This is a genomic window from Haloarcula hispanica ATCC 33960 (genome assembly GCF_000223905.1).
GTDB classification, from domain to species: Archaea; Halobacteriota; Halobacteria; order Halobacteriales; family Haloarculaceae; genus Haloarcula; species Haloarcula hispanica.
Map to the genome: position 1 here is coordinate 799,048 of NC_015948.1, position 23,857 is coordinate 822,904.

At 64.6% G+C, this 23,857-nt stretch carries 28 protein-coding genes and 2 tRNA genes; 11 read left to right on the forward strand and 19 right to left on the reverse strand.

All coding sequences use genetic code 11. From position 1 onward, the window contains the following. From HAH_RS04130 to HAH_RS04145, 4 genes are all read left to right on the forward strand, one after another. Entirely contained in the window at window positions 1–1,665 is a 1,665-nt protein-coding gene (locus HAH_RS04130; RefSeq protein ID WP_014039776.1) for an electron transfer flavoprotein subunit alpha/FixB family protein, read from the forward strand. Then, on the forward strand, window positions 1,658–3,319 hold the full coding sequence (locus tag HAH_RS04135) for an FAD-dependent monooxygenase (RefSeq protein ID WP_014039777.1): 1,662 nt from the start codon (window positions 1,658–1,660) through the stop codon (window positions 3,317–3,319). The genes HAH_RS04130 and HAH_RS04135 overlap by 8 nt, the downstream gene beginning before the upstream one ends. 11 nt (window positions 3,320–3,330) lie before the next feature. Continuing rightward, window positions 3,331–3,690: a hypothetical protein gene (locus HAH_RS04140; RefSeq protein ID WP_044951721.1), complete on the forward strand. Its 360-nt coding sequence runs from the start codon at window positions 3,331–3,333 to the stop codon at window positions 3,688–3,690. A gap of 68 nt (window positions 3,691–3,758) precedes the next feature. Then, entirely contained in the window at window positions 3,759–4,490 is a 732-nt protein-coding gene (locus HAH_RS04145) for a GNAT family N-acetyltransferase (protein WP_014039779.1), read from the forward strand. A 4-nt stretch (window positions 4,491–4,494) separates the two neighbouring features. Here HAH_RS04145 and HAH_RS04150 read toward each other — a convergent pair whose 3' ends face one another. From HAH_RS04150 to tmcA, 5 genes are all read right to left on the reverse strand, one after another. Further along, complete coding sequence (locus HAH_RS04150) at window positions 4,495–5,469, reverse strand: LLM class flavin-dependent oxidoreductase (RefSeq protein WP_014039780.1); 975 nt, start codon at window positions 5,467–5,469, stop codon at window positions 4,495–4,497. Window positions 5,470–5,545: 76 nt separating this feature from the next. Continuing rightward, window positions 5,546–7,147, reverse strand: coding sequence for a class I adenylate-forming enzyme family protein (locus tag HAH_RS04155; protein WP_014039781.1), 1,602 nt, complete (start codon window positions 7,145–7,147; stop codon window positions 5,546–5,548). A 123-nt stretch (window positions 7,148–7,270) separates the two neighbouring features. Continuing rightward, window positions 7,271–7,435 carry a hypothetical protein gene (locus HAH_RS19865; protein ID WP_014039782.1) on the reverse strand — a complete coding sequence of 55 codons (165 nt, stop codon included), beginning with the start codon at window positions 7,433–7,435 and terminating at the stop codon, window positions 7,271–7,273. Further along, window positions 7,432–7,929, reverse strand: coding sequence for a DUF456 domain-containing protein (locus HAH_RS04160; protein ID WP_007188257.1), 498 nt, complete (start codon window positions 7,927–7,929; stop codon window positions 7,432–7,434). Before HAH_RS04160 ends, HAH_RS19865 begins: the two co-directional genes overlap by 4 nt. After that, on the reverse strand, window positions 7,926–10,163 hold the full coding sequence (tmcA, locus tag HAH_RS04165) for a tRNA(Met) cytidine acetyltransferase TmcA (RefSeq protein ID WP_014039783.1): 2,238 nt from the start codon (window positions 10,161–10,163) through the stop codon (window positions 7,926–7,928). The genes HAH_RS04160 and tmcA overlap by 4 nt, the downstream gene beginning before the upstream one ends. Window positions 10,164–10,250: 87 nt before the next feature. On the opposite strand from tmcA, the gene HAH_RS04170 reads away from it, so the two are divergent. From HAH_RS04170 to HAH_RS04195, 6 genes are all read left to right on the forward strand, one after another. After that, complete coding sequence (locus tag HAH_RS04170; RefSeq protein WP_044951725.1) at window positions 10,251–11,264, forward strand: NAD(P)H-dependent flavin oxidoreductase; 1,014 nt, start codon at window positions 10,251–10,253, stop codon at window positions 11,262–11,264. Window positions 11,265–11,477: 213 nt separating this feature from the next. Beyond that, window positions 11,478–11,840, forward strand: coding sequence for a 50S ribosomal protein L7Ae (rpl7ae, locus tag HAH_RS04175; protein ID WP_004593501.1), 363 nt, complete (start codon window positions 11,478–11,480; stop codon window positions 11,838–11,840). An 11-nt stretch (window positions 11,841–11,851) separates the two neighbouring features. After that, window positions 11,852–12,079, forward strand: coding sequence for a 30S ribosomal protein S28e (locus tag HAH_RS04180; protein ID WP_004516764.1), 228 nt, complete (start codon window positions 11,852–11,854; stop codon window positions 12,077–12,079). Window positions 12,080–12,081: 2 nt separating this feature from the next. Continuing rightward, window positions 12,082–12,450: a 50S ribosomal protein L24e gene (locus tag HAH_RS04185; RefSeq protein ID WP_014039785.1), complete on the forward strand. Its 369-nt coding sequence runs from the start codon at window positions 12,082–12,084 to the stop codon at window positions 12,448–12,450. Beyond that, complete coding sequence (gene ndk, locus HAH_RS04190) at window positions 12,450–12,914, forward strand: nucleoside-diphosphate kinase (protein WP_008310318.1); 465 nt, start codon at window positions 12,450–12,452, stop codon at window positions 12,912–12,914. Before HAH_RS04185 ends, ndk begins: the two co-directional genes overlap by 1 nt. A gap of 66 nt (window positions 12,915–12,980) precedes the next feature. After that, window positions 12,981–13,238, forward strand: coding sequence for a glutaredoxin family protein (locus HAH_RS04195; protein WP_014039786.1), 258 nt, complete (start codon window positions 12,981–12,983; stop codon window positions 13,236–13,238). Here the strand turns inward: HAH_RS04195 and HAH_RS04200 are convergent. The 11 genes from HAH_RS04200 to HAH_RS04250 form a co-directional block, all read right to left on the reverse strand. Next, window positions 13,211–13,924, reverse strand: a complete 714-nt coding sequence (locus HAH_RS04200) for a hypothetical protein (protein ID WP_014039787.1) — start codon at window positions 13,922–13,924, stop codon at window positions 13,211–13,213. The two genes, HAH_RS04195 and HAH_RS04200, sit on opposite strands and share 28 nt — an antisense overlap. A 48-nt stretch (window positions 13,925–13,972) precedes the next feature. Then, window positions 13,973–14,377, reverse strand: coding sequence for a peptide-methionine (R)-S-oxide reductase MsrB (gene msrB, locus HAH_RS04205; RefSeq protein WP_014039788.1), 405 nt, complete (start codon window positions 14,375–14,377; stop codon window positions 13,973–13,975). 35 nt (window positions 14,378–14,412) lie between these two features. Then, window positions 14,413–14,486: transfer RNA gene (locus HAH_RS04210), tRNA-Thr, on the reverse strand. Between the two features lie 32 nt (window positions 14,487–14,518). Further along, on the reverse strand, window positions 14,519–14,986 hold the full coding sequence (locus HAH_RS04215; protein ID WP_014039789.1) for a GNAT family N-acetyltransferase: 468 nt from the start codon (window positions 14,984–14,986) through the stop codon (window positions 14,519–14,521). Between the two features lie 86 nt (window positions 14,987–15,072). Continuing rightward, the gene (locus HAH_RS04220) at window positions 15,073–15,648 is read right to left on the reverse strand and encodes a CBS domain-containing protein (RefSeq protein WP_044951729.1); all 576 of its coding nucleotides are present in this window, start codon (window positions 15,646–15,648) and stop codon (window positions 15,073–15,075) included. Window positions 15,649–15,715: 67 nt separating this feature from the next. After that, window positions 15,716–16,489, reverse strand: a complete 774-nt coding sequence (locus HAH_RS04225) for a GTP cyclohydrolase III (protein WP_014039791.1) — start codon at window positions 16,487–16,489, stop codon at window positions 15,716–15,718. A 108-nt stretch (window positions 16,490–16,597) separates the two neighbouring features. After that, the gene (locus tag HAH_RS04230; protein WP_014039792.1) at window positions 16,598–16,936 is read right to left on the reverse strand and encodes a DUF7344 domain-containing protein; all 339 of its coding nucleotides are present in this window, start codon (window positions 16,934–16,936) and stop codon (window positions 16,598–16,600) included. A 55-nt stretch (window positions 16,937–16,991) separates the two neighbouring features. Then, the gene (locus tag HAH_RS04235; protein ID WP_004593490.1) at window positions 16,992–17,291 is read right to left on the reverse strand and encodes a DUF5785 family protein; all 300 of its coding nucleotides are present in this window, start codon (window positions 17,289–17,291) and stop codon (window positions 16,992–16,994) included. A gap of 45 nt (window positions 17,292–17,336) precedes the next feature. Beyond that, entirely contained in the window at window positions 17,337–18,599 is a 1,263-nt protein-coding gene (locus tag HAH_RS04240; RefSeq protein ID WP_014039793.1) for a PGF-pre-PGF domain-containing protein, read from the reverse strand. A gap of 492 nt (window positions 18,600–19,091) precedes the next feature. After that, a tRNA-Ser gene (locus tag HAH_RS04245) sits at window positions 19,092–19,175 on the reverse strand. A 26-nt stretch (window positions 19,176–19,201) separates the two neighbouring features. Beyond that, window positions 19,202–19,954, reverse strand: coding sequence for a glycosyltransferase family protein (locus HAH_RS04250; protein ID WP_014039794.1), 753 nt, complete (start codon window positions 19,952–19,954; stop codon window positions 19,202–19,204). Window positions 19,955–20,054: 100 nt separating this feature from the next. Here HAH_RS04250 and HAH_RS04255 point away from each other — a divergent pair, with 100 nt between their 5' ends. Further along, window positions 20,055–20,597, forward strand: coding sequence for a hypothetical protein (locus HAH_RS04255; protein WP_023843164.1), 543 nt, complete (start codon window positions 20,055–20,057; stop codon window positions 20,595–20,597). Here the strand turns inward: HAH_RS04255 and HAH_RS04260 are convergent, their stop codons facing one another. From HAH_RS04260 to aroA, 3 genes are all read right to left on the reverse strand, one after another. Further along, on the reverse strand, window positions 20,598–21,224 hold the full coding sequence (locus tag HAH_RS04260; RefSeq protein WP_014039796.1) for a uracil-DNA glycosylase: 627 nt from the start codon (window positions 21,222–21,224) through the stop codon (window positions 20,598–20,600). 1 nt (window position 21,225) lies between these two features. Beyond that, window positions 21,226–22,425, reverse strand: coding sequence for a chorismate synthase (aroC, locus tag HAH_RS04265; RefSeq protein ID WP_014039797.1), 1,200 nt, complete (start codon window positions 22,423–22,425; stop codon window positions 21,226–21,228). 94 nt (window positions 22,426–22,519) lie between these two features. Next, window positions 22,520–23,809 (reverse strand): 3-phosphoshikimate 1-carboxyvinyltransferase, encoded by a 1,290-nt coding sequence (gene aroA, locus HAH_RS04270; protein WP_014039798.1) that lies wholly within the window; start codon window positions 23,807–23,809, stop codon window positions 22,520–22,522. Between the last annotated feature and the right edge of the window lie 48 nt (window positions 23,810–23,857).

The following is a 23,857-nucleotide window of genomic DNA, read 5'->3' on the forward strand; positions in this document are numbered from 1 at the left end:
ATGCCTGACATCGACCCCACGGAACACGAGATCGCCGAGCTAGGCCCGAAAATCAAGGACGTCGACGACGCGGACGAACTGCGGGCGATGCTGGCGCTGGAGGAAGACGGCGAGGATCGAGTCCCGGTCAAGACGCTCATCGAGGACCGCATCGACAAGGTCGAATCAGAAGACGACGGCGAACTCGATCCGGAGAGCGTCGACCTCTCTGCTCTCACTGTCGCCGACGTGGCGAACATGGTTCGAGAGGTCGACGACGGCGACGTGCTCAGAGACCTGCTCGAACGCGAGAAAGCGGGCCAGGACCGCAAGACGGCGAAGTCCCAGATAGAGAGCCGCATCGAGTCCGTCGAGGGGACCGAGGAAACCGAAGGTGAGGAGACGGCGGAAGTCGAGTACGTTCCGCCGGAGGAGAAGTATCCCGAACTCGACCACCCGACCAACGACAAACAGTGGGTCGAAGGGACCGTCGGGGCAGAGTACCGCGACATGTGGGTGTACTGCGAGACCCAGGCCGGCGAACTCGTCGACGTCTCGAAGGAGATGCTCGGGAAGGCCCGGGAACTGATGGACACCTACAACGAGGACTACGATGAGGACGAGCGCGTGGTCGCCGTGCTCATCGGGTCCGACGCGAGCGACCACGTCGAGGACGTCATCGCCTACGGCGCGGACCTCGTCGTCTACCACGAGGACCCCCGTCTAGAACGGTTCCGTCACCAGCCATACACCGAAATCTTCTGTGACATGGCCCGGTCCGGTGGAGAACTGGCTGCGGAGGGCCGCGAAGAGGTGGCGTGGAAGGACTACCACGAGCCGCGCTACACCGTCTTCCCGGCGACGAACAACGGCCGGGACCTCTCCGCGCTCGTCCAGGGCGAACTGGACTCCGGGCTGGCGTCGGACTGCTCGGGGCTGTACATCGAGAGCGCGATGATCTCCAACCCCGCGAAAGTCGGCACCGCCGGTGACAAGAAGGAGTTCGAACGGGTGTTGCACATGAAGCGCCCGGACTTCTCCGGGTTCGAGTACTCGACGATTCTCTGTATCGACAAGCCCAACCGGGACTTCCACCCGCAAGGGGCGTCGGTGATTCCGGGGAGCTTCGAGATGCCCGACCCAGAGTACGAACGCGACGGCGAGGTCGTCGACTACGAGATGGACCTCGACGAGGAGTGGTTCACAGTCGAGGTCGAGGAGTACGACCGCCTCTCCGGCGGCGTCGACCTCACCGGCAACGACGTCGTCGTCGCCGTCGGCCGGGGCATCGGCGACGACCCGACGCGGGGCATCGAGCAGGCGCTGGACCTCGTGGACGCCTTCGAGGACGCCGACCTGGGGCTCTCGCGGGGCGTCATCACCTCGTCGTACTCCTTCGACGGTCACGTCGAGCAGTACGTTACGGAAGAGCGCCAGATCGGCGAATCCGGACAGGAAGTCGAACCCGACGTGTACATCGCGGCGGGCATCTCCGGCGCGATCCAGCACAAGGTGGGCTGTGACGAGTCCGATACAATCATCGCCGTCAACACCGATCCGGATGCCGACATCCGGGACTTCTCGGACTACCTCATCGAGGGCGACCTGTTCGAGGTGCTCCCGCGGTTGACCGAGGCCGTCGAAGCCGGTGAACTCGGTGCGATGATGGAGGCCAGCGATGACTGACGCCTACGAGGAGTACGAGGCGGTCGTCGTCGGTTGCGGACCGGGCGGAGCGGCCGCGGCGGCGACCCTCGCGCGGAACGGCGTGGAGACGCTGGTGCTCGAACGCGGCGTCGACGCCGGCTCGAAGAACGTCTCGGGCGGGCTCATCTACGCCGAGGAGTCGGCCCCCTACACCATCGACGGGCTGTTCCCGGACTTCCGCGAGGAAGCGACGGAGCGGCCGGTGACGGAGAACCTCATCCACAACATCGCCGGCGACAAGGTGAAATCCTTCGACATCGGCGACCTGCACCACCACGACACGGCGTGGGCCGACGCCGTGCTCCGCCGGAAGATGGACTCGTGGCTCGCCCAGCAGGTCCACGAGCGCACCCGCGAGACCGGCGGCGGCCTGCTGACCGAGGTCCACGTCACCGGCCTGCTCCGCGAGCGGGGCGAAATCGTCGGCGTGACGACCGAGGAACTAGACCCAATCAAAGCCGACCTCGTGGTGGCGGCCGACGGCGTCAACTCCGAACTCGCCCGGGACGCCGGGCTGATGGACTGGGAAGAGCCCGAGGAGTGGTTCCAGGGCGTGAAGGCGGTCGTCGACATGGAGCCCGAGGTCATCAACGACCGGTTCGACGTGGCTCCCGACGACGGCGCGGCCCACCTGTTCTCGGGCGACCTGTTCGACGGCGTCCGTGGTGGCGGCTTCCTCTACACCAATGAGTCCTCGCTGTCTATCGGCACCGTGTTCCACCTCGATTCTATCGCTGAGGAACGGGCGGAGCCCCACGAACTGCTCGACAGCCTGCTCACGCATCCGCTCATGGCCCAGTGGCTCGGCGACGAGTACGACGAGCGCGAGTACAGTGCGAAACTGGTTCCGGACTCGAAGAAGGCGGCCCATCCCTCCCCGCACAAGGACCGCCTCGTGCTGGTCGGCGACGCCGCCGGTCAGATGCAGGCTCAGGGCCCCATCATCAAGGGGATGAACCACGCGGTCACCGCCGGAGCGCTGGCCGCCGAGGCGTTCGCCGACGCGAGGGCACGCGGGGACACGTCTCAGGCCGGCAAACTGTACGAAAAGAAACTCCACGACGAGGGCGTGATGGACAAGCTCCGGCCAACCGGATACAAGGTGTTCGGACAGCTCGGCGAACTCGGCCCCGTCGACGACCTCTCGAACGCTATCGCCGAGTCCGCCGTCGGCCGGTTCGGGGTCCGCGCGGCAGGCGGACTGCTCGAACGGGCCTACTCGTCGCCGCGCATGGTGTCGATGATCCCAGACACGAAACTGCCCTACGTGACGCTCCCGACGATTATCGCCGAGGAACTGGGCGAGCCCGTGACCGACGAGAACACCGTCTCGCCGCCGGACCTGGCCGACCGTATCGGCGACCTGACCTACGACGTGGGCGACCCCCACATCGAACTGGTCGACAAGTCGTTCGAGGCGTCCGGCACCGCCGTCACGGCCTGCCCGGTCAGCGCCGAGGACTTCGGCGGTGGCTGTTACCGCGACGAGATGGTCCAGACCAACGGGACCAAGGAACACCTCGTGAGCCTCGATACCCAGCCCTGCGTCGAGTGTGGCACCTGTGCCATCGTCGCCGATACCGAGTGGGAACACCCCGCCGGCGGCAAGGGCGTCGAGTTCAAGCAGGGGTGACCTGTTCGGTGATGAGCGGCCAGTACGACGACCGGATTCGGGCGCTCTCCCGCCGGGCCGAGCAGGTCCACGAGTCGCTGGACCCCGACCCGCCGGACGAGGAGCGAGCGATGGAACTGTTGCGTGAGGGGTTCGGTCCAACGGTGGCTCTGTACTGCGAGGCCCGGACCGGCGGGTCGTGGGTCCGGTTCTCCGAAGCGGAGTTTGAGCGGCTCGAACGGACGATGAACGACTGGCTGGACTGCTACGCCGCCTGCTACGGCGTGGAGTTAGCCGGCACCTACAGCGTCAGAGCGGCCGCAGAACTGCTCGTCGACACGCATAACGCCCGTGACGTGGCAGTCCTTCTGACCGGCGTTCCGGAGCAGTAGCGACCGTTTACTGAGAAGTACATGGTTTTTGATAAAGGATTAAGTACTGTCTCGTGGTAGCAGATACCATGGAGTTAACAGAGCCACTGCAGTTCGACCACGAGGACCGACGGGACATCTACGAGTACATCGAATCGCACGGGTCAGTTGAGCCACGAGCCGCACGGACGTCGCTGCAGATGGACCCGCGCCCGTTCGGCCATCACGTCGCGATACTCAAACGGGACGGCGTGCTGGCAGAAATCGACGGGGAACTCCGCATCGCGTACAACGACACCGTCGAGGAGGAGTTCGAGGCCGACGACATCGAGTTCACCATTCGGCAGGCCCGTCAGGAGGACCTGACCGGCCTTGTCGGGGCCATCCGAGCCGCTATCGGCGGCGGCGAGTACGTCGACGCGGAGACCGTCGCCGACGTGGTGGACAGCGAGGGCGTGCTGCTCCGGCACAACGAACTGGAGTCGCGCATCTTCTTCGTCGCCTGCATCGACGACGACGTTGTCGGGTGGGTCCACCTCAAACACCCTGAAGTGGAGAAACTCAGCCACACCGCAGAGCTAACGCTGGGCGTGCTTGACCGCTATCGGGGTCACGGCATCGGCTCCCAGCTGCTCGCCCGGGGCACCGAGTGGGCGGCGTCGAACGGCTACGAGAAGCTGTACAACTCTGTCCCATCGACGAACGAAGACGCGATCGAGTTCCTCGAAGGCCACGGCTGGGACACCGAAGCCGTCCGTGAAGACCACTACAAGTTCGGCGACGAGTACGCCGATGAGGTGATGATGGAGATCGACCTGTAGCGCGCTACGTCCGCCCCAGCGCCCGAATCGCCGTTCGAGCAAGCTCCCCGTCGACCTGCTGTGGCACAGTTAGCAGAAGCCGGTCGATGACAGCCCTGTCCGCAATTCTATCCCGTTTCTCCTGTGCCTGTTCCGGCGTCCCGGCGATGCCGAGGTCAGCCGTCATCTCGTCAGTGACGAGCTCCGTCGCCTCCCCGCGGTCACCCGCTTGCCAGGCGTCGGCGATGCGCTCCGCCCGGTCCGGATACGTCTCCGCGACAGCCCGGCGATACCCCTCGCCGCTGCCGACGTAGTAGGCGATGTGCTGACGGAGTTCCTCGGTCGCCCGCTCGGAATCCTCGTGGACCACCGCCGGCACGTACGGTGCGACGGTAATCTCGCTCGGGTCGCGGTCGGCATCGCGTGCCGTCTCCACGATGTAGTCGAACGCCGACTCCAGTTCGGAGAACGGGATCATGTGTGGGAGCCAGCCGTCGGCGAGTCTGGCGACGACTCGCCTGTTCGCCGGCCCGAGCGCGGCGTGGTACACCGGCACGTCGCGGTCTAGCGGCGGAACCCCCCTCACCGACGCAACCTCGCCGTCGTGGGTCACCCGCTCGTCGCTCGTCATGAGCTGTTTGACGATGTCGATGGTTTCGTGGGCGCGACGGACCGGTCGCTCGAACTCCATGCTGTGCATGTTCTCGATGGACCGGGCTGTACTCGTTCCCAGGCCCAGCACCGCTCGCCCGTCTGAGACCCTGTCGAGGGTCGTCGCTGTCATCGCCAGCACGGCCGGCGACCGCGAAAAGACGTTGAGTATCGCGCTGCCGATTTCGATGTCCTCTGTCCGTGTCGCAATGTCTGTGAGTTCGACGACGGAGCTGGCACCCCACAGTTCGTTCAGCCAGACCGAGTCGTAGCCCCAGTTTTCGGCCTCGACAGCCAGGTCGATTGTGCTGTGGTCCTCGACGCGTGGCACGACGACTCCCAGATGCATGGTGTAACCGACCGCTGGAACCCTAATAAAGAATCGTGTTGATAACTCGAAGCTGTTCTTCTCTACTCCGGCAGGCTCACTCCTGGCCGATCATGCGCTCCTGTTCCTGCCAGTACTCCTCGCGGAGTTCGTACTTCTGGATTTTACCGGTCGCCGTTTCAGGGAGCGAGTCCCGGAAGTCGATGCCTGCGGGGACCTTGTAGCTCGCGACGCGTTCCCTGAGAAATTCGAGAATATCCTGTTCGGTCACGTCGCTGTCGGCCGTCGGAACGACAATTGCCATCGGCGTCTCGCCCCAGTCTTCGCTCGGAGCCGGAATGACTGCGGCTTTCAGGACATCGGGGTGATCGTACAGTTCGTCTTCCAGTTCGATAGAGGAGATGTTCTCGCCGCCGGAGATGATGATGTCCTTCCGGCGGTCCATGATCTGTATCATCCCGTCCTCGTCCCACGTCGCGAGGTCGCCGGTGTGGAAGTACCCCTCGACGCGGTCGTTGAACGCCTCCTCGGTAATCTCGGGCTTGTTGAGATAGCGGTCCATCACCTGGTTGCCCTGCACCACGACCTCGCCGATGGCCGTCCCATCGTGTGGCACGTCGGTGCCGTCCTCGTCGACGACCCTGATGTCGGTACACAGCGCCTCGGACCCCTGCTTGACCTTGAGTTCACGGCCCCGTTCGGCGATACGCCGCGGGGAGTTGCTGGTCGTGATGATCGGGGCCGTCTCGGTCAGGCCGTAGATGTGGATGATGCGCCAGCCGAACTCGTCTTCGACGCGTTCGATAGTCGCCGTCGCCGGCGCGCTCCCGGCTGTCGCGATCCGCACGTCGCGGTCGCCCTGTGTCACGACGTCGCCGTCGTTAGCCCGGTAGTGCTGGATGAGTTTGTTCAGCACCGTCGGCGCGCCGCACATGAACGACACGTCGTACTCACGGACCCGGCGGAAGGTGTCCGCGGCGTCGAAGGTCCGCTGACAGACGTGGGTGCCGCCGGTCCCGGTGATGGCGTAGGTGTGGCCCCAGCCGTTGCAGTGGAACATCGGGAGCGTCCAGAGGTACGTGTCGTCGTCGCGTATCTCCATGTGCTGATTGAGCACCAGCGCGTGCCAACTCTCGGTCCGATGGGTTCTGACCACGCCCTTCGGGTCCCCCGTCGTGCCGGACGTGTAGTTGATGCTGGCGTCGTCGTCCTCGGCCATGTCCGGCCGGTCCGGTTCGGCTGTCGGCTGCCCGTCGAGGATACCGCTGTAGGCTTCCCATTCCCCGTCGATACGGTCGGGCTCGTAGCCGATGAACGTCTCCGCAGGAATGTCGTCCCGTACCGGCTGGACCTTTTCCGCGAAGTCGTAGTCGGCGATGACTGTCGCGGCTTCACAGTCGTTCAGAATATACTCGATTTTCGCGGGATCGAGCCGGTAGTTCAGCGGGACGAACACCGCGCCGAGTTTGTTCGTCGCGTACAGCGTCTCGATGAAGTAGTGTGTGTTCGGCGCGAGGACGGCCACGCGACTTCCCTTCGAGACGCCCCGGTCCGACAGCGCGTGTGCCAGTCGATTGACCCGCTTGTTTACCTCCGCGTACGTGTACTCGGTACCGTCATGGGCGACAATACCGGTTACGTCGTCGTAGATGTCCGCTGCACGGTCGATGAAGTCGGTGGTGAGCATCTCGCGTTTCATGATAACACGCCTCACTTGTCGTATTCAATCCCAATTATTATTATATTTTCTTCGTGAACGGTTGACAGCCGCCCGAATCGATACCTTCGTGTGAACTAATATGCCTCTCTGGAGAACAACGGCCTACGGCCACTCGTCCTCGTGGCCGTCCATCGGCGCGGGGACGACGCCGTCCTTCTGCGCCCAGACGCGGGCGTGGTCCGGACACACGTCCCGGTTCGCGTCCCAGGGGATGTGGAGTTCGACCGCGGCCTCGTTTTCGCAGCCGTCCTCCGCACACTGTGTCATAGGAGCGCGACGGCAATCATAGTGACCAGTATCGACGCGGTCAGCAAGGCCTGGACGACGCCGGAGGCCAGCATTCCGACGGTGGTTACCAGCGCGGCCTTCGCGCTCCCTCTGGCGTCCTCCTGCCGATAGAACTCGACGACGAACACCGTCCCGGCGACGCCCAGCAGGATGCCGAGCGGGCCGGTGACGAAAAAGAGAACGAGCGCTACGACGCCGGCGAGGGCCGCCGTCCAGTTCGACGCCCCGCCAACGCGTGCAGCAACGGCTCCGCCCGCGATATCGACGGCCCACGTCAGCAGGCCAACCAGCGTCAACAGGGCCAGCAAGAGCGTCCCGGGGTCGGTCATGCCGCTGGCGACCCAGTAGAGATAGACGCCGGCGAGCGAGACGAGCGCGCCGGGGACTTGGGGCGTGAGGCTGCCGATGACACCGCCGATCAGGAGCGCAAACGCGAGTACAAACAACAGCGCTTCGAGGCCAAGCAGGCTCATAGGTGTCTGTCGAGTTCCTCCTGTACCCAAGGGTCGCCGTACAGACGCGTCAACCTTTCGACTATTCCGCCGAGGGTACGCATGCACTCACGCTCAGAGACGAACGCCAGTTCCTCGGTGACAGTTGACCATGGATGTGCCTGCAAGACCTTTCGGACAAGCAGGCGTTCCTCCCGCGGCGAGAGCGCGGTCGCGTCGGCTGGGTGCGACAGGTGTCGGCGGGTGAGGTCACGGAACGGCTTCGGGTTCGTGTCGAGAACCGACGCGCCGCCGGGGACGCCGGCGACCAGCCGCCATTCCCACTCCGAGAGCGATACCGGCCGCTCGCCGTCGGTCGCTCGAAGCACGGCCCGAACCACGTCGGGGTCACAGTCGTCGAGTGGGTCCGACAGCACCGCCGCGATTCGGTCCTGAAACCACTCCCTGTGGCGCGCCGCGAGCGCCGCCCCGTCGTCGGAACAGGGGTCGAGCATCACGACGGAGTACTCGCCGCTGGTCGCGTTCCGTGAGGTTGCGAGGTGGACGGTGTTGTAGCCGTTATCCGCCCAGAAGCGGACGAGTTCCGGCGTTGCACCGTAGCTGACCCCAACCCAGTCCACATGGTCGGCGAACTCCGTCTTGATTTCTGAGAGGAGTTCGGAGCCGAGCCCGCGGGACCGGACCGCGGCGTGGGTCGCGATGCGGAGGACTCGCTGGCCGACCGGAACCCCGGCGGCTTCGTCCCGGAGTTGTGTCGATAGCACGTCTGGGAGCATATTCCCGCGAACGCGTCCACCTTCGTACATCGTGGCCCGGGTCGACGCCGAGAGCCCGCCTTCCTGTGCCAGCAACGCCACTGCAACGACGTGGCCTTCGTGGGTCAGCGCCCGGACGGTGAGGTTCGGTGCATCAAGCAGTCGGGCCAGGTCCGAGGGTTCCGTCCGGTAATGCGCCAGCACGAGCAGGCCAAACACCTCCCGGAGCAGGTGCGTGTCGGCGAGCAGGTCAGCCGCCGACAGCTGTCGGTACTCCACGGTCTCCGGCGTCGCATCTGCGATAAGCTGGTCGACCGGCGGGCGCGCGTCCAGCAACAGCGCCCGGAACGCCCACACCTCCACAGGGTCGGCGTCGCTGTATCGAATCGGCGTCGTCATCGACACGTCGGTGACGGCGAGGTCGCTTTCGGCAAGTCGGTCACGGAACCGGACGGAGAAGCCCCGGCCTGCCCCCTCGTAGCCGTGGACGGTCGTGGTAAAGGCGACCGCCGGGGCGTCGAGGTACTGTTCGAGTCGCCGGACCGGCAGGGCCGCGGCCTCGTCGACGATGACCACGTCGGGGTCGTCCGGAAGTGCCGCGGCTTCGTCCGGCGGTGCGTACCACACACAGCCCGCCCCTGCAACGTCGAGCCGCTGGGGGTCCGACGGCCGGTCGCGCGTGAAATCAACGCCAAGCGTCTCCAGTAGATGTGCCGCCCGCGCGAACACCTCGCCGGCGCTACGGTACTGTGGCGCGGTCACCAGTACGTCCCGCCCCTCGACGGCGAGGTTTCCGGCGGCCAGTCCGGCGGCGCTGGATTTCCCCCGGCCGCGGTCGGCCTCGACCACGACTGCCTCGCCCTCGTTCCGCAGCGTCTCGAACGCCTGGACTGCGTCCCGCTGGTCGTCGGTGAGACACTGGGCGTAGGTCTCGGAGCGGAACCACGAATCAGCGGGCGGTGTCGGTGCCGGAACCGGGCGGCTCGGTGGCGGGTCCGTCAGGCCGTCCTGCTCTATTGTGTCTGTGTTGGCGTCCACGATGGCGATGCCCCGGTGCGCTCGCAGCGTTTCGACGAACCGCTGGCGGAAGTGGCCGGTCACGTCCTCGACCCTGAACGGCGGGACCGCGAGGGAGCCATCGAACCCGTCCCGCTCCTCGGGCCATCGGTCCAGCGGCGGCGCGAGGAGAACGTAGAGGCCGCCGCCGTCGACCGCGCCGACGGTCCGCCCGACCGCGTCCGGCCGCAGTTCCTCGTGCGCATCGACGACGACGGCCGTCCGGGTCCGCCCGAGGAGTTCCTCGGCGCGGGACTGCTCGTGGTGTTCACAGTCGAGGAACGGCTCCGGCCCGACGACGGTCGTCTCAGCGCTGGGGATATCCGCAGCGTCGAGGGCTGCCCTCGCTCGCTCCCGCGTCCGGTCGGGGTCGCCCGCCAGCACGAGCAGTCGCCGCTCGTTTGCGCGGCGGGCCTCGGCTCGGAGCGAGCGCGCGATGTCCATACCGGTGGTGGCGGACGCGCCAGTATGGACCTGACGGTCACGGCGCTATCGAGGTACGCTTTTACCGGATCGGACACAGTCGCCGGCATGGCACCCCTCCAGACCCCGCTCTGCTCTGCGATAGGTATCGACCACCCAGTCGTACAGGCACCGGTCGGGAGCGTCTCCACACCGGCACTGGCTGCGGCAGTCGCGGACGCGGGCGGCCTCGGGATGCTGGCGATGTCGTGGCGCGACGCCGACGCGATCCGTGATGCGTACACGGCGGCCGCGAGCGCGACCGACGGCGTGGTCGGCGTCAACGTCGTCCTCGACGAGTCGACGGGCGTGCTCTCGCCGTCGGCATGTCTCGATGCGTGTCTGGACGCGGGCGCGTCGGTCGTCTCCTTCTCCTTTGGCGATGCCAGGCCGTACATCGACCGGGTCCACGAGGCTGGTGGGACGGTAATGGTCACGGTCGCGAGCGCGGCCGAGGCCAGGGCGGCCGTCGACGCCGGAGCCGATGTCGTGGTCGCACAGGGTCGGGAAGCCGGCGGCCACGTTCAGAGCGACGTGACGACTTTCGCCCTGCTCCCGCGGGTGGCCGACGCGGTTTCCGTCCCGGTGGTCGCGGCCGGCGGTCTCGGCGACGGTCGCGGCCTCGCGGCGGCGCTGACACTTGGGGCTGACGGCGGCTGGTTCGGCACTCGGTTCGTGGCGACCACAGAATCGGGGGCACACGAGACCTACCGGGAACGCATCGTCGACGCGCCCGAGACGGCGACGCGGTTCACCGAACTGTTCGACCGGGGCTGGCCGGACCAGCCACACCGGGTACTCGAAACTGATGAGGTCAGGCAGCAGGCCGGTGCCGATTCAGGTGGGGAAAGCGACGGTAACGATTCCGAACAAGTCGCACAGATGCCCGACGGCGAGCCGATCAGTCGGCTTGCTGATATGCCCCCGCTTGCGGGCATGACCGGCGACGTCGAAGCCCTGCCCCACTACGCCGGTCAGAGCGCCGGCCTCGCACAGAACGTTCGGCCCGCCGGTGAGGTGGTTGCCCGTCTTGTCTCCGACGCGAGGGCTGCGCTGGCCGATGCGTCGGCGGCCGTAAAGTAGGCAGACCCACCGACAGCACCCGTGTGCCGGCCTGGCACGCGATTTCGGCTTCGAAAGCGCTTTTAGGGCCGGTGGCACAGAATGGGGTACAGCCTGCGCCGAGTTGATGATGCTCCCAGCCTTTTCAGGATACACACCATCACGGTGTGACGGGCCCCGCGGCCCGGACACGGCGGGGGAGCCTGAGCTCGCGCGCAGGAGGTGAACATACAAATGCCAGTATACGTAGATTTCGACGTTCCCGCGGACCTCGAAGACGACGCCCTCGAGGCGCTCGAGGTCGCCCGGGACACAGGCGCTGTAAAGAAGGGTACAAACGAAACGACCAAGTCCATCGAGCGCGGCTCCGCCGAGCTCGTCTTCGTCGCCGAAGACGTCCAGCCCGAGGAGATCGTCATGCACATTCCGGAACTCGCCGACGAGAAGGGTGTCCCCTTCATCTTCGTCGAGCAGCAGGACGACCTCGGACACGCCGCCGGGCTCGAAGTCGGCTCGGCCGCCGCAGCCGTCACCGACGCCGGTGAGGCTGACGCCGATGTCGAGGACATCGCCGACAAGGTCGAGGAGCTTCGGTGAGGTGACCTCGGATGAGCGCTGAGGAATCCGAAAGCAGCGGTTCCACGCCCGCCGAGGTTATCGAAGTCGTGGGCCGGACGGGGATGCACGGCGAGGCCATGCAGGTCAAGTGCCGCATCCGCGAAGGCGAGAACCAGGGGCGCATCATCACGCGCAACGTTCTCGGTCCGGTCCGCGAAGGTGACGTGCTCCAGCTCCGCGAGACGGCTCGCGAGGCCGACACCATCGGAGGGCAGTAACCATGCCCCGGACACGCGAATGTGACTACTGCGGCACAGACATCGAACCCGGCACGGGCACGATGTTCGTCCACAAGGACGGCGCGACCACGCACTTCTGTTCCTCGAAGTGCGAGAACAACGCCGATCTGGGCCGCGAGGCCCGCAACCTCGAATGGACCGACACTGCCCGCGGCGAAGCCGGTGCGGTCGAGACAGAGGTTGAAGACGAAGCTGAAGAGGCGGAAGCAGAGCCGGCAGCTGATGCCGAGGAAGCTGACGCAGACACCGACGAGGAAGCGGCTGCGGACGAAGCTGACGCCGACGACGCTGACGAGACCGACGCGGACGAAGACGTCGAGGACGAAGAAGCCGAGGAGGCTGAAGCGTAATGTCCGAGCACGAGCGCACGTTCGTGATGGTCAAGCCCGACGGCGTCCAGCGCGGCCTCATCGGGGACATCGTCTCCCGTTTTGAGGACCGCGGCCTGAAGATGGTCGGCGGCAAGTTCATGCAGATCGACCAGGAGCTCGCTGAGGAGCACTACGGCGAGCACGAGGACAAGCCGTTCTTCGACGGGCTCGTCGACTTCATCACCTCCGGTCCCGTGTTCGCGATGGTCTGGGAAGGTCAGGACGCGACCCGGCAGGTCCGCACCATGATGGGCGAGACTGACCCGGCCGAGTCGGCTCCCGGCACCATCCGCGGCGACTACGGCCTCGACCTCGGTCGGAACGTCATCCACGGCTCCGACCACGAGGACGAGGGCGCAAACGAGCGCGAAATCGAGCTGTTCTTCGACGAGGACGAACTCGTCGACTGGGACCAGATCGACGCGCCCTGGCTGTACGAGTAACGACAGATCGGCTGTCGCGTTTTTTCGAGCACAACCACCTTGAGGGCGGCGTCCGTACCGCTCAGTATGAGCCTGACGCTCTACCAGCTCGACGGCTGTCCGTACTGCGAGAAGGTCGCCGACCGACTGGACGAACTCGACATCGACTACGACAGCGTCTGGGTCGAGGCGCTGCACTCAGAACGTGACGAAGTGAAGCGGGTCTCCGGCCAGCGGGGCGTCCCGGTGCTGGTCGACGACGACCGCGGGGTCACGATGGCCGAGTCCGAGCGCATCCTCGAATTTATCGAGACGACCTACGCGCCCGAAGCCCAGTCGGTGTAGAGGTAGCGGGCGGCCGCGCCGAGGCTCGCAAATATCAGTGGGAGGAAGAACATCAGAATCAGGAGCCACAGCACCGCTGGCGCGGCCTGTCCCTCGCCCCCGCCGTCGAACATAACTGTCCGGACGAATACGAAGCTCCCGATAAACCCAGTGACGACGTAGCCAAAGCCGATGCCGGTCCCGACGAGCGCCGCCTCTTCGAGCAGGCTGTCCGACCGGGAATCGCCGCGGTAGCGTTCGAACAGTGCGCCGACGGTGAGCAGCGAGACGATTGGTATCAGGAAATAGACGATAGGGGGGATGCTCGCGTTCTCAACACCGTACAGGACGTTCCGCGCGGCCGAGCCGTACACCTCGGCACCTGTCGCAGTCACCAGTGTCGGCACATGATGGGCGTTGTACAGCACGAACCCGTACTGGATCAGCCGGTCCGACAGCTCCTGCAGGCCGACCTCCGGCGGGCCGACGAGAAACAGCAGCGTGACGAGCAGATACTCGACAGCCAGCGTCCCGGCGGCGACGCCGGCAGCCCGGAGCCACGGAAACGTTCGGAGGCTCTCAGCTAGCAGGTGACTCTCCGGCTGTGGCTGCTCGGCAGCGGCGGTCGGTGGCTCGTCCACCAGCGACTCGTCGACCGGCGCCCCGGCCCCCTCGTTGTCCGCCTCGTCGGTCCCGTGTTCAGTCACGTCTAGCCGTATCAACTTCAATGACGGAAAAAAGGGTTCCGGTGGTCGCTACTCCGACTCGAAGTCGAGCGCCGCGCCGTTGATGCAGTATCGCTTCCCGCTCGGCTCCGGTCCGTCGTCGAATACGTGGCCTAGATGACCGCCACACTCGGCACAGACGACTTCCGTTCGCTCCATCCCGTGGCTGTTGTCCGCCTGTGTCTCGACGTTGCCTTCCTGATACACGTCCCAGAAGCTCGGCCAGCCAGTCTCCGATTCGAACTTCCTGTCGCTATCGAACAGTTCTGTCCCACAGCCGGCACAGGTGAACACGCCCTCGTCTTCTACGTCGATGAGGTCGCTGCTGAACCGCGGCTCTGTTCCGGACTCGCGGAGGATTCGGTACTCCTCGTCGGAGAGAATTTCGCGCCACTCTTCGTCGTTGTCCGGGAGTTCTCCTTCGGATTCACTCATGCGCCACCGTATGCGCCCCAGCGGTAAAAACGTGAAGCCAGGGGTGGGATTTGAACCCACGAACTCTCGATTACAAGTCGAGTGCTTGGACCACCCAAGCTCCCCTGGCGCGGTTGCATACCTGCGTTGTGTGGGGACCGTTTAGAGAGTATCGTTTTCGGTCGGCTTTTCGAGCTCGATCCGGTGTGGTGCGTAGCCGTGCGCTCGGTAGAACTGTCGGGCGGATTCGTTGTCCGCCATCGCCTCCAGCGCGAGGATATCCGCACCGGCTTCGCGAAGTAGTTCCTCCGCCGTATCGAGCAGTTCGCTACCGACTCCCTGACTCCTGTGGACCGGTTCCACGAAGATGTTCTCGATGATGCCCCGCGTTTCGTCTTGTTCGTACCGGCCGCTGTCGATGGTCACCATGACGAACCCGACGATCTGCCGGTCTATCCGGGCGATACGGACGTTCTCGGCGACAACGCGCTGTACGACAGTCTCCCGGACCGCGGTCCGGTTCCGGTCCCCGAACAGATGTGACCCGTGGGTACGTTGGCTCTCCGCCAGTCGGACCCACAGGTCGACGATGGTGTCCACGTCGTCCATCGAGGCGGTGGCGATTTCCACGGTGGTACTCCGTGTCGTACGGTCAAAACAGTTCGGCTACGCCGCCGTATCCGTCCGCTGTGAGAGGCGGGGCCGGCTGGCGTGGGTCAGACGTCACGACAGTCCGCACAGAGGAGTTGCCCGTTGAACGACGCCAGGTCCCGTGTAAACGTGCTACAGGCGGAACAGATGCCCTGATTATCGAACGAATCCTCGACGGCGGACTGCATCCCGTCGGTGGTGGCTTCCTGCCCGGTCGTCGCAACCGTCGAGGGTTGCTCGGCGACCTCCGTCGACTCGCTCTCTAACCTCGCAGTCGAGAGGATGTCGTGCTCGGTCAGCGTTCCGAGGGGTTCTCCGTCAGCCGTTACCAGGAGAAACTCCGCGGACCGTGTCGCCATTCGGTCCCGGGCCGCCGGGAGTCCAGCATCGGGTCCGATTGTCGGAATGGATTCACGCATCACGTCGCCGACGGTGGCAGTCTCCGGGTCACCGCCGTCGACGATGTATGCCAGTACGTCTCTGTCCGTCGCGACACCGACCGGTTCGTTCCCCCGTAACACGAGAATCGGATGCTGGTCCTCTCGGATCAGCAACTCCGTCGTTTCGAGGAGGTCGTCGGACTCGCTTGCGCCGACGTACTCTCTGTTCATAACCTCCCGCACAGTGACCTCACCGTTCATGTGTCTAAGTACCACACGACCGGTCTAAAAGATACCTCCACTACGTTTATATCGCGTGGTTCACAACTTACTCGGTTGTCTCGGTTTCGATGGTAACGGCCTCGCCAGTCGCCCGACAGGTCTCTAACGCGTGCTTGGCGTCCATCCCGGCCGTAGCTGCCGTCCGCCCGCGTCCGACACCGACTTTCAACTCTACGTCGACCGCGTCACGGACGTGGTTGATTGCGTCGTGGTAGTCCGCCTCGTCCAGGTCCGGACAGACCGCGATGACGTTGTCGCCGCCGACGAAAAACGACAACGAGTCGTGGGCTTCGCGCATATACTTCATGAGCGCCGCGTACCCCTGCTCGATCTGGATGAACGTGTCGAACTCGTTGAGCTGGTCGGTGTACTTCTCGGTGGCGTCGTCGACATCGAAATGCGCGAGTTGCACGTCTGTGGGCTTCCGGAACTCCTCGTCGATCGTCTGACCGCGTAGCACTTCTCGCCGGCCCTTGTCCTGTGCGCTACCGGCCTCCTGTAGCTGCTCTGTTGCCGTTCCCAGCGCCGAGACGGGTGTCGTTCCCGTCGCGACCGAGAGGCTCATCGTCACCGGGTAGCGATTGCCGACGGACTCCTGAATGAGTGCGTGTGCCGCCTCGTCCAGTCCGTTCGTCACGGCGATCATGTTGTCGAACCGCGAGAAGAAGATGTAGCCGTCGCGGTTCCCGAACAACTGTGCGAGGTCAGCGTACAACCGGGACTGGAGCGTCTGCAGGTCGACTTCACGGCGGGGCTCAGGCGTCACAGTCCACGGCCCGTAGTTATCAATCTGTATATGGGTGATCTGGGTGTTGGTCACTGTCCATCGTTCGTTTAGAAGCAACGGGTATTGCTCTGTCGAAATTAACCGGCAGAGTGGACTGAAGGCCGGTCCGGCCGGTGTCGGACTCCGGACATGCGAGCAGATTCAACGGGGGTCAGTCGGCACCGCGTCGGGGCGCTGTATCTCGACGGTCCCGACCATCGAATCGTATGTTACGATATCTGTTGCCGTCAGTTTCGGGAGGTGTTCGGTGAACAGTTCCTCGGTGAGTTCGTCCCTGTCAGTGTCAGGGACTGCCGCTGGCTCGATGTCACGCTGGGCCGCCAGAACCGCCGCCGCGAGGTCTGCGACGACAACCGGTTCACCGCGGTCTGCCAGTATCGAGAGCGCACGACGGCGAGTGCCGTCCGACAACAGATCGGCAACAACCTCCTCGGGGAGTCCCTGCTCGGTGCGGTCGCCGCTTGAAGATGTCGTCGCCATACGCGACGCTACATCGGCCTCCCACAAGTATGTGTCGTGCCCACACACTTCGCAGTCAGGCCTGTTCGAGTCTGTACGGCCACCAGTCCGCTTCGCGCAGCGCGCGCCCGAGAGATTTGTGGAAGTCCGGGAAGTCTTCGAACTCCTCCTGATCGACGTATTCGAAGATGTCCGCCACGCTGACGACCGTCTCGTAGTCGATCCGAACCGGGTGGTCCCCGTACTGTTCGACGTATTCCTCGGCAGTCAGTGGGAAGTCCTCGTCCTCGTCGACTTTCTTCGCCAGCACAGCGTGGCCGTACTTGCGCCGGCCCTCGCTTCCTTCCTCACCGTCCGGATCGTGTGGCCAATCCATACGCGATTCTCTGGACACTGGCACAAAAAGGGTTTCTCTCCCCGCCTACAGTTCGAAGCCGCTGTCGTTCCGGCTGCCACCCCGTCGGAGGAGCACGATGACGACGCCGAACAGGAGCAACGCACCGAGAAGTCCGCCGATGACCAGCACTGTACTGAGGCCCATGACCGTCGCCGGGAGCGGCCCGAGTCCGCCGTCACCGTCACCCGCGGGTTCGGTCTGGACTGCTGGCTCCGTTCCCGTCGGCTCTGTCTTCGGCTCGGCACCGCCGTTCTCGTCGGTCTGGAGCTGGCTCTCGGTTACTTTGATTTCACCGGCGTTGGCGTCGTTGAAGCTGATCTGGAACGTCCCCGGCGTCGTCACGACCGTCGACAGCGTCACGGTCTGTTCGGTGTCTGCCGGGACAGTCACTGAGGTCTGGTTGACGACCTCGTCGTCTACCCGCATCTGCGCGTCGTACGTGCCTGGGGCACTGCCGGCGTTTTCGACAGTCCCTCTGACGCTGACCCGATATCCGTCTGTCGCCTGTTCGCTGACGACTGACGTTCGTGTGACGGAGAACGACGGCTCAATTTTCCCGATGGCGTAGGCCGTCGTCCCTGCGGTATCCGCCTCGTAAACGATACGGTCGGGCTGCTCCGTGGCGACGGTCGTTTCGGCGGCTTTCCAGGATCCGTTGATGCGATGATACACGCGGACATCCTGTGGTGCTATTCCGGCTGACTGGAGTGTTGAGCGGTCCAGCGCGAACTGCATCGACGACGGCTCGACGCCGTCCGACGACCCGACAGTCACCACACCGAACACCGATGCGTCGTCACCGGACGGTACCGCAAGGTCTGCCGCGCTGGGATCAGTGTACTCGGTCACGTCCTGCGTGAATGCCTGCCGTGATGCGTTGACCGTCCAGGACTGGACGGCAAAGGATCGGTTCGTTTGTTCCGATACGTTCAGTTCGTAGGGTTCGTTCGTCGGGACTGTCCCACCGCGTATCTTGAGCTGCCGCGTAGTCGAGTCCGTACGCGTTGTCTCGACTAGTGCCGGCTTGACCTTGACTCGCCCAGCTGATTTCCCTGGGCTCTGGACCTTAATCCTGTACGTTCCGGGGGCATCGAACTCCAGTGCCCGCGTCCGCTCGACCGACGAGTCGGCGTCGACGACCACCCGTTCGGTCGCTCTAGTCGTGCCGTTTACTACGTACTCGATACCCATCGCACCGCCCGAACTGCCGGTGTTATGGACCGTTGCGGTAACGTTTACTGATTCACCGGCCAGTATCGTGTTCGCGTCTTTCGACGCGCCGGACACGAACAGACTCGGTTCAGCAACAGCGGGGCCCGCTACCGTGGCTGCGAGGAGGAGAGAGACGACACAGACGATTGGGAGGCCCGGAAGATGCTGTCTTGGGGACCTATCTTCACGTACCATTACACGGATATAATCCGGACCATCGACATAAAACCGCCCGATTGCTTCGGTTCGGTAAACTGTGCCTACACATCGGAAGGCAGCGAATTCTGTCCACCTCTTCTGTAGGCTCTTAGACTGGACCGAACGTTGCTGTAGTTGCGTTCGAACCAGAGCAAGACGGTCGCACTCACTGTGTGAGCTGCGACTTGCAGGGTTCAAACCGCCAGTACATACGATGGCTCCTCGCGCATTTGCTCGGAGCAATACGGTGGGACTGGGATTTGAACCGAGCCGAGACGGCCCTGCTCACGCCGTTGCGAGGGCTGCGACTCGTCGGCTTCAAATCTCAGCTGGTGCACTTGCCACTCACGGTTTGTTCGTGGCAAAATACGGTGGGACTGGGATTTGAACCCAGGAATCCGTGAGGATACCTGCTTTCAAGGCAGGCGCAATAGGCCGCTCTGCCATCCCACCGCAGTCGGGCATACTGCGTGGGCCTTCTAAGACCTGTCGGTCTCTTGGACCACGGTCGGCTCGCCGCCGTTGTCGACAACACGGATTCCGAGGTCATCGAAGAACGTCATCGTCCGTTCCGGTACGACCCGACCAGCTCGGTTCCGGGCGCGTAGCAGCGGAACCATCGTTTTGAGATCCGATTGCGTTTCGAGGACCGGCGTCGACGGGAGAAAGTCCACGTCGAGGCCGGCATCCGCGGCGCGCTCGCCGATGGTTTCGACCGCCGGGGTGGCGTAGCTGTCCTCGAAATCTATCGGCTCGCCGAAACCCGCGTAGTAGACACGGCCGCCCTCAGCAGGGCCGAGTACCACGCCGCTGGATCGGAGTTTCATCGCCGCGCTGTCGATGAGTTGGCGGTTCAACAGTGCCGCTGTCGGTTCGACGGCGGCGACGGTTGCGACGTCTTCCCGGTTGAGGAGGTGTGTGACAGTGTTCCCGACCCGACCGGCGAACGTCGAGCCGACCTGTACCTCGAACCGGGCGTTGCCCGGTGATTCGAGGGCCTCTGTCACTGGCTCTCGCACCGCGGTCTCGGGGTCTACGCCGTCCGGGACCTGCTCCGAGGCACGGTAGTTCACCAACAGCTCGGCCCCGCTGATCTCCACCGCACGACAGACGTCGAGCAGCATGGCTTCGTACAGCTTGGCCGCCTCGGCGTCGTCCAAGAGGTCGCCCGCCAGGTCCTGTAACACGAACCCTTCGACTGGCGGATCAGCCAGTACAGTTACCGTAGTCATACTGTCTTCTCGGCCCGACTGTGATTAGTCGCTTGTGTTCCGACGCAGCTACAGAACAATTATAAAATGTTAGCAGTATTTGATAACTAAGAGAAACTATATGGAGCAATCCCAGACCTACAGATGTGACGGATGTGGGTCGGAGTACCGGGTTCTCGGGGAGCCACGACCCAAGATCGTATGCCGCGACTGCGAACGCGAGGCCACGTTGTCCGGGACTGCGGCGGCACAACGGGCGTACCATATCGGCTACACGCGGTATCGCGAAGCGCGCCGGCAGCTATCCGACGCGCTAGCGACCGTCGAAGACGGGGAGATGGCGCTCGCTCGCGGTGGGTTCGACAGTGCCGCGTCGGACTTCGAGGAAAGCGTCGAGGAGTTCACGACGACTGTTCGCGAAGCGGACGACGACTCGCTGACCGAGTTAGCGGAACGGGCGCGCAAGAAAGCGACCTGTCTCTGGCAGGCCGCCGAGTGGCTCAGCGGCATGACTTACGCCAGCGAACAGGGCGAATCGACACAGGCGAGCCAGTACCGCCACGACGCCGAAAACCGGCTACAGGCAGCGACGGAGTACGGGACAGTGTCGAGCCCGGAAGAGTTGCTCCAGTCCGCTGAGACCGAAGTCCAGTCCGATACCTGACTACCGCCCGCGTCGGCCCTTCGTCTGCCGGTAGTCCTGTCCAAGCGTCTCGCTGAGGTGCTCCAGAAACGCTGTCCGTTCCGCATCGGTCTGTTCACTCGGCGGAATCATCGGGAGGATCTCGAATCCCCGACCGCGGATCGTCGTCGCGTGCCGGTCCTCGATGTCGAGTTCGTCCTCGCTCATCGTCGTGTATTCGAAGGCTAACTCTTCGAGGGGACGCTGGCCGACCGGTAGCAATATCTCGGGATTTATCATCCGTATCTCGCTGTTGAGATACGGTTCGCAGTTGACGACCTCTTCGTCGGTTGCGTCCCTTTCGGGATGGCGACAGCGGGTCACGTAGGTCAGGAAGGTGTTCTCTAACTGCGGCCTGTCGGCGTCCGGGTCCGAGCACATGTCGACTGCGGCGAGGATGTCGAGCAGTTCGCGCTCACTCTCGCCGGTGAACGGGATGCCGGACTCATCGGCCCCGGCCGCAGGCGAGTCGCCGAGGACGATGAACTCAGCGCCCACGTCCCCGTAGCCGTGGACGACGTTCTCTCGCGTCTCACACAGTGCGGGGCAGTTCTGGCACTCCTCGTCCATCCCGAACGGGTTCGACTTTGACTCCTGATGTGCGTCCATCTTACTCGTCGTCGATGGTTTTCGCGTGGGTGTCCGCGTCCTCGGGGTCGTTCTGTGGGCTGGACGGGTGGTAGTCGGTGTCGTACTCGCCCGGTCGGTCGTCGATCCGGTCGGGGTTGATGCGGCCGCCGAGCAGCATGAAGTCGAGGACCGTACAGGCCAGCATGGCCTCGACGACCGGGACCGCCCGCGGCGGCAGGACCGGGTCGTGGCGGCCGGTGACGGTAATTTCCTTGCCTTCGCCCGTCTCCCAGTCGACCGTCTTCTGGGTCTTGGGAATCGACACCGGCGCGTGCCACGACACCTCGCCGTAGATTGGCTGGCCGGTCGTGATGCCCCCCTGGATGCCGCCGTGGTCGTTGCCGACAGGCGTGGGGTGGCCGTCCTCACTAAACTCCCAGTTCTCGGTGTACTCGCTGCCCTTCGTCGTCCGGGCCTCGCGGCCGATGCCGTACTCGAAGTCGTTGACCGCCGGAATCGAGTACATCGCCTGGCCGAGCCGGGACGGGAAGCTATCGAACCGTGGCGCGCCGAGGCCGGACGGGACGCCGCGACATTCGAAGTAAATCGCGCCGCCGATGGAGTCGCCCTCCTTCTGGTGCTTGTCGGCCAGGTCGCGCATCTCCTTGGCCGCGTCGGGGTCGGCACAGCGGACCTCGTTTTCCTCGCTGTGTTCGAGCATGTCCTCGAAGGTCACCGGGCCGGCCTCGACGTCGCCGATCTGGCAGACGTGGGCCTTGATCTGGACGTCGTAGTCGGACTGTTCGAGGATCTGCTTGGCGACGCCGCCGGCGGCGACCCAGTTGACTGTCTCGCGGGCCGAGGACCGGCCGCCGCCGCCCCAGTTTCGGGTCCCGAACTTCGCGGAGTAGGTGTAGTCGCCGTGGGACGGTCGCGGAGCCGTAATGAATGGCTCGTACTTGCCCGAGCGGGCGTCCTTGTTCTCGATAACCATTCCGATGGGCGTGCCCGTCGTGTACCCGTCCTGAATCCCGGAGTTAATCGTCACCTTATCCGGTTCGCCCCGGGAGGTGGTAATCATCGACTGGCCGGGCTTGCGCCGGTCGAGGTCTTTCTGTATCTCTTCCGCTGAGAGTTCGACGCCCGCCGGGACGCCGGAGACGGTACAGCCCATCGCCTCCCCGTGGGACTCGCCGTAGGTCGTCATGCGGAACAGACGACCGAACTCGTTGCCGTTCATTACAGTGGTGTCGGGGTTGGGGGCATTTGAACCTTGTAGATGTGGCCGGTGCTTGTCCCGCTATAGGCGACGATAGCGTCGGTATCCCCGCTATCTACCGCTCGACGGCCGCGCCGAGCGAATCGAGCACGTCGAAGAAGTCCGGGAAGGACACGTCGACGTGTTCCGCGCCGGTCACAGTTGTCTCGCCGTCGGCGACGAGGCCGGCGACGGCCAGCGACATGATGATGCGGTGGTCCGCACGGCCCTCGACGGTCGTGCCGACGAGGTCGCTGTCAGCGCCGTAGACGAACAGTTCGTCCTGGTGTTCCTCCACCTCAGCGCCCATCTTCGTCAGTTCTTCAGCCATCGCGCTCACGCGGTCAGTCTCCTTGTACCGGACGTGCTCGGCGTCGGTAATTCGGGTGACGCCGTCGGCGGCGGCCCCAAGCGTCGCGATGGTCGGCAGGAGGTCCGGCGTGTCTTCGACGCCGACCTCGATACCGGTTAGCTCGGACTGCGTGACGGTGATTTCGCCGGTTTCCTCGTCCCAGTCGAGGTCGGCCCCCATCCGGTCGAGGATGTCGACGATGGCGGCGTCGCCCTGAGCGCTGGGGAACGCCGACGTGACGCGCAGGCCGTCCTCGGCGGCGAGCGCACCGGCCGCGAGCAGGTAGCTCATCGACGAGAAGTCCCCGGGGACGTTGTAGTCGCCGCCCGCTGGCGTGTAGGACTGACCGCCCTCGACGGTGAACCCGGTATCGGTCTTCTGGGCGTTGATGTCGAAGGCGTCCAGCACCTCCAGCGTGATATCGACGTACGGCGACGATTTCAGCTCGGTCGTCAGGTCGATATCGATGCCGTCCGGCGAGACGGCCCCCGCCATCAGCAAGGCGGTGATGTACTGCGAGGACACGTCGCCGGGAATTTCGACCCCGCCGCCGTCGATGCCGCCGCCGACCACGAGCGGGGCCTGCCCGTTCCGGCGAGTCGATTCGGCGTTGCCATCAAGTTGTTCGATGGCGTCGAGCAGTGGCCCCTGGGGACGCGACCGGAGGGACTCGTCGCCAGTCAGTACCGCGAGGCCGTCCTGCAGTGCGGCTGTCGCGGTGACCAGCCGCATCGTCGTCCCGCTGTTGGCACAGTCGATCACGTCGTCCGGCGTCTCCGGCCGGCCGTCGAAGCCCGTCACTTCGACCGTCGACTCGTCTTCAGCCAGTGAGACGCTCCCGCCGTAGGCCTCGACCGCTCGCATTGTGGCCTTCGTATCCGCACTCACGAGCGGGTCGTGGACGACCGCGCCGTCGGCGTAGCCCGCAGCCAGCACCGCCCGGTGCGTGTAGCTCTTCGACGGCGGTGCTTGCGCCGTCCCCTCGACCGTCGATTCGGTAATCGTGATGTCCATGCCCGGTCGGTAGCGGGCGTTCGACAAGAGGCTACCGCTCTCTCACCC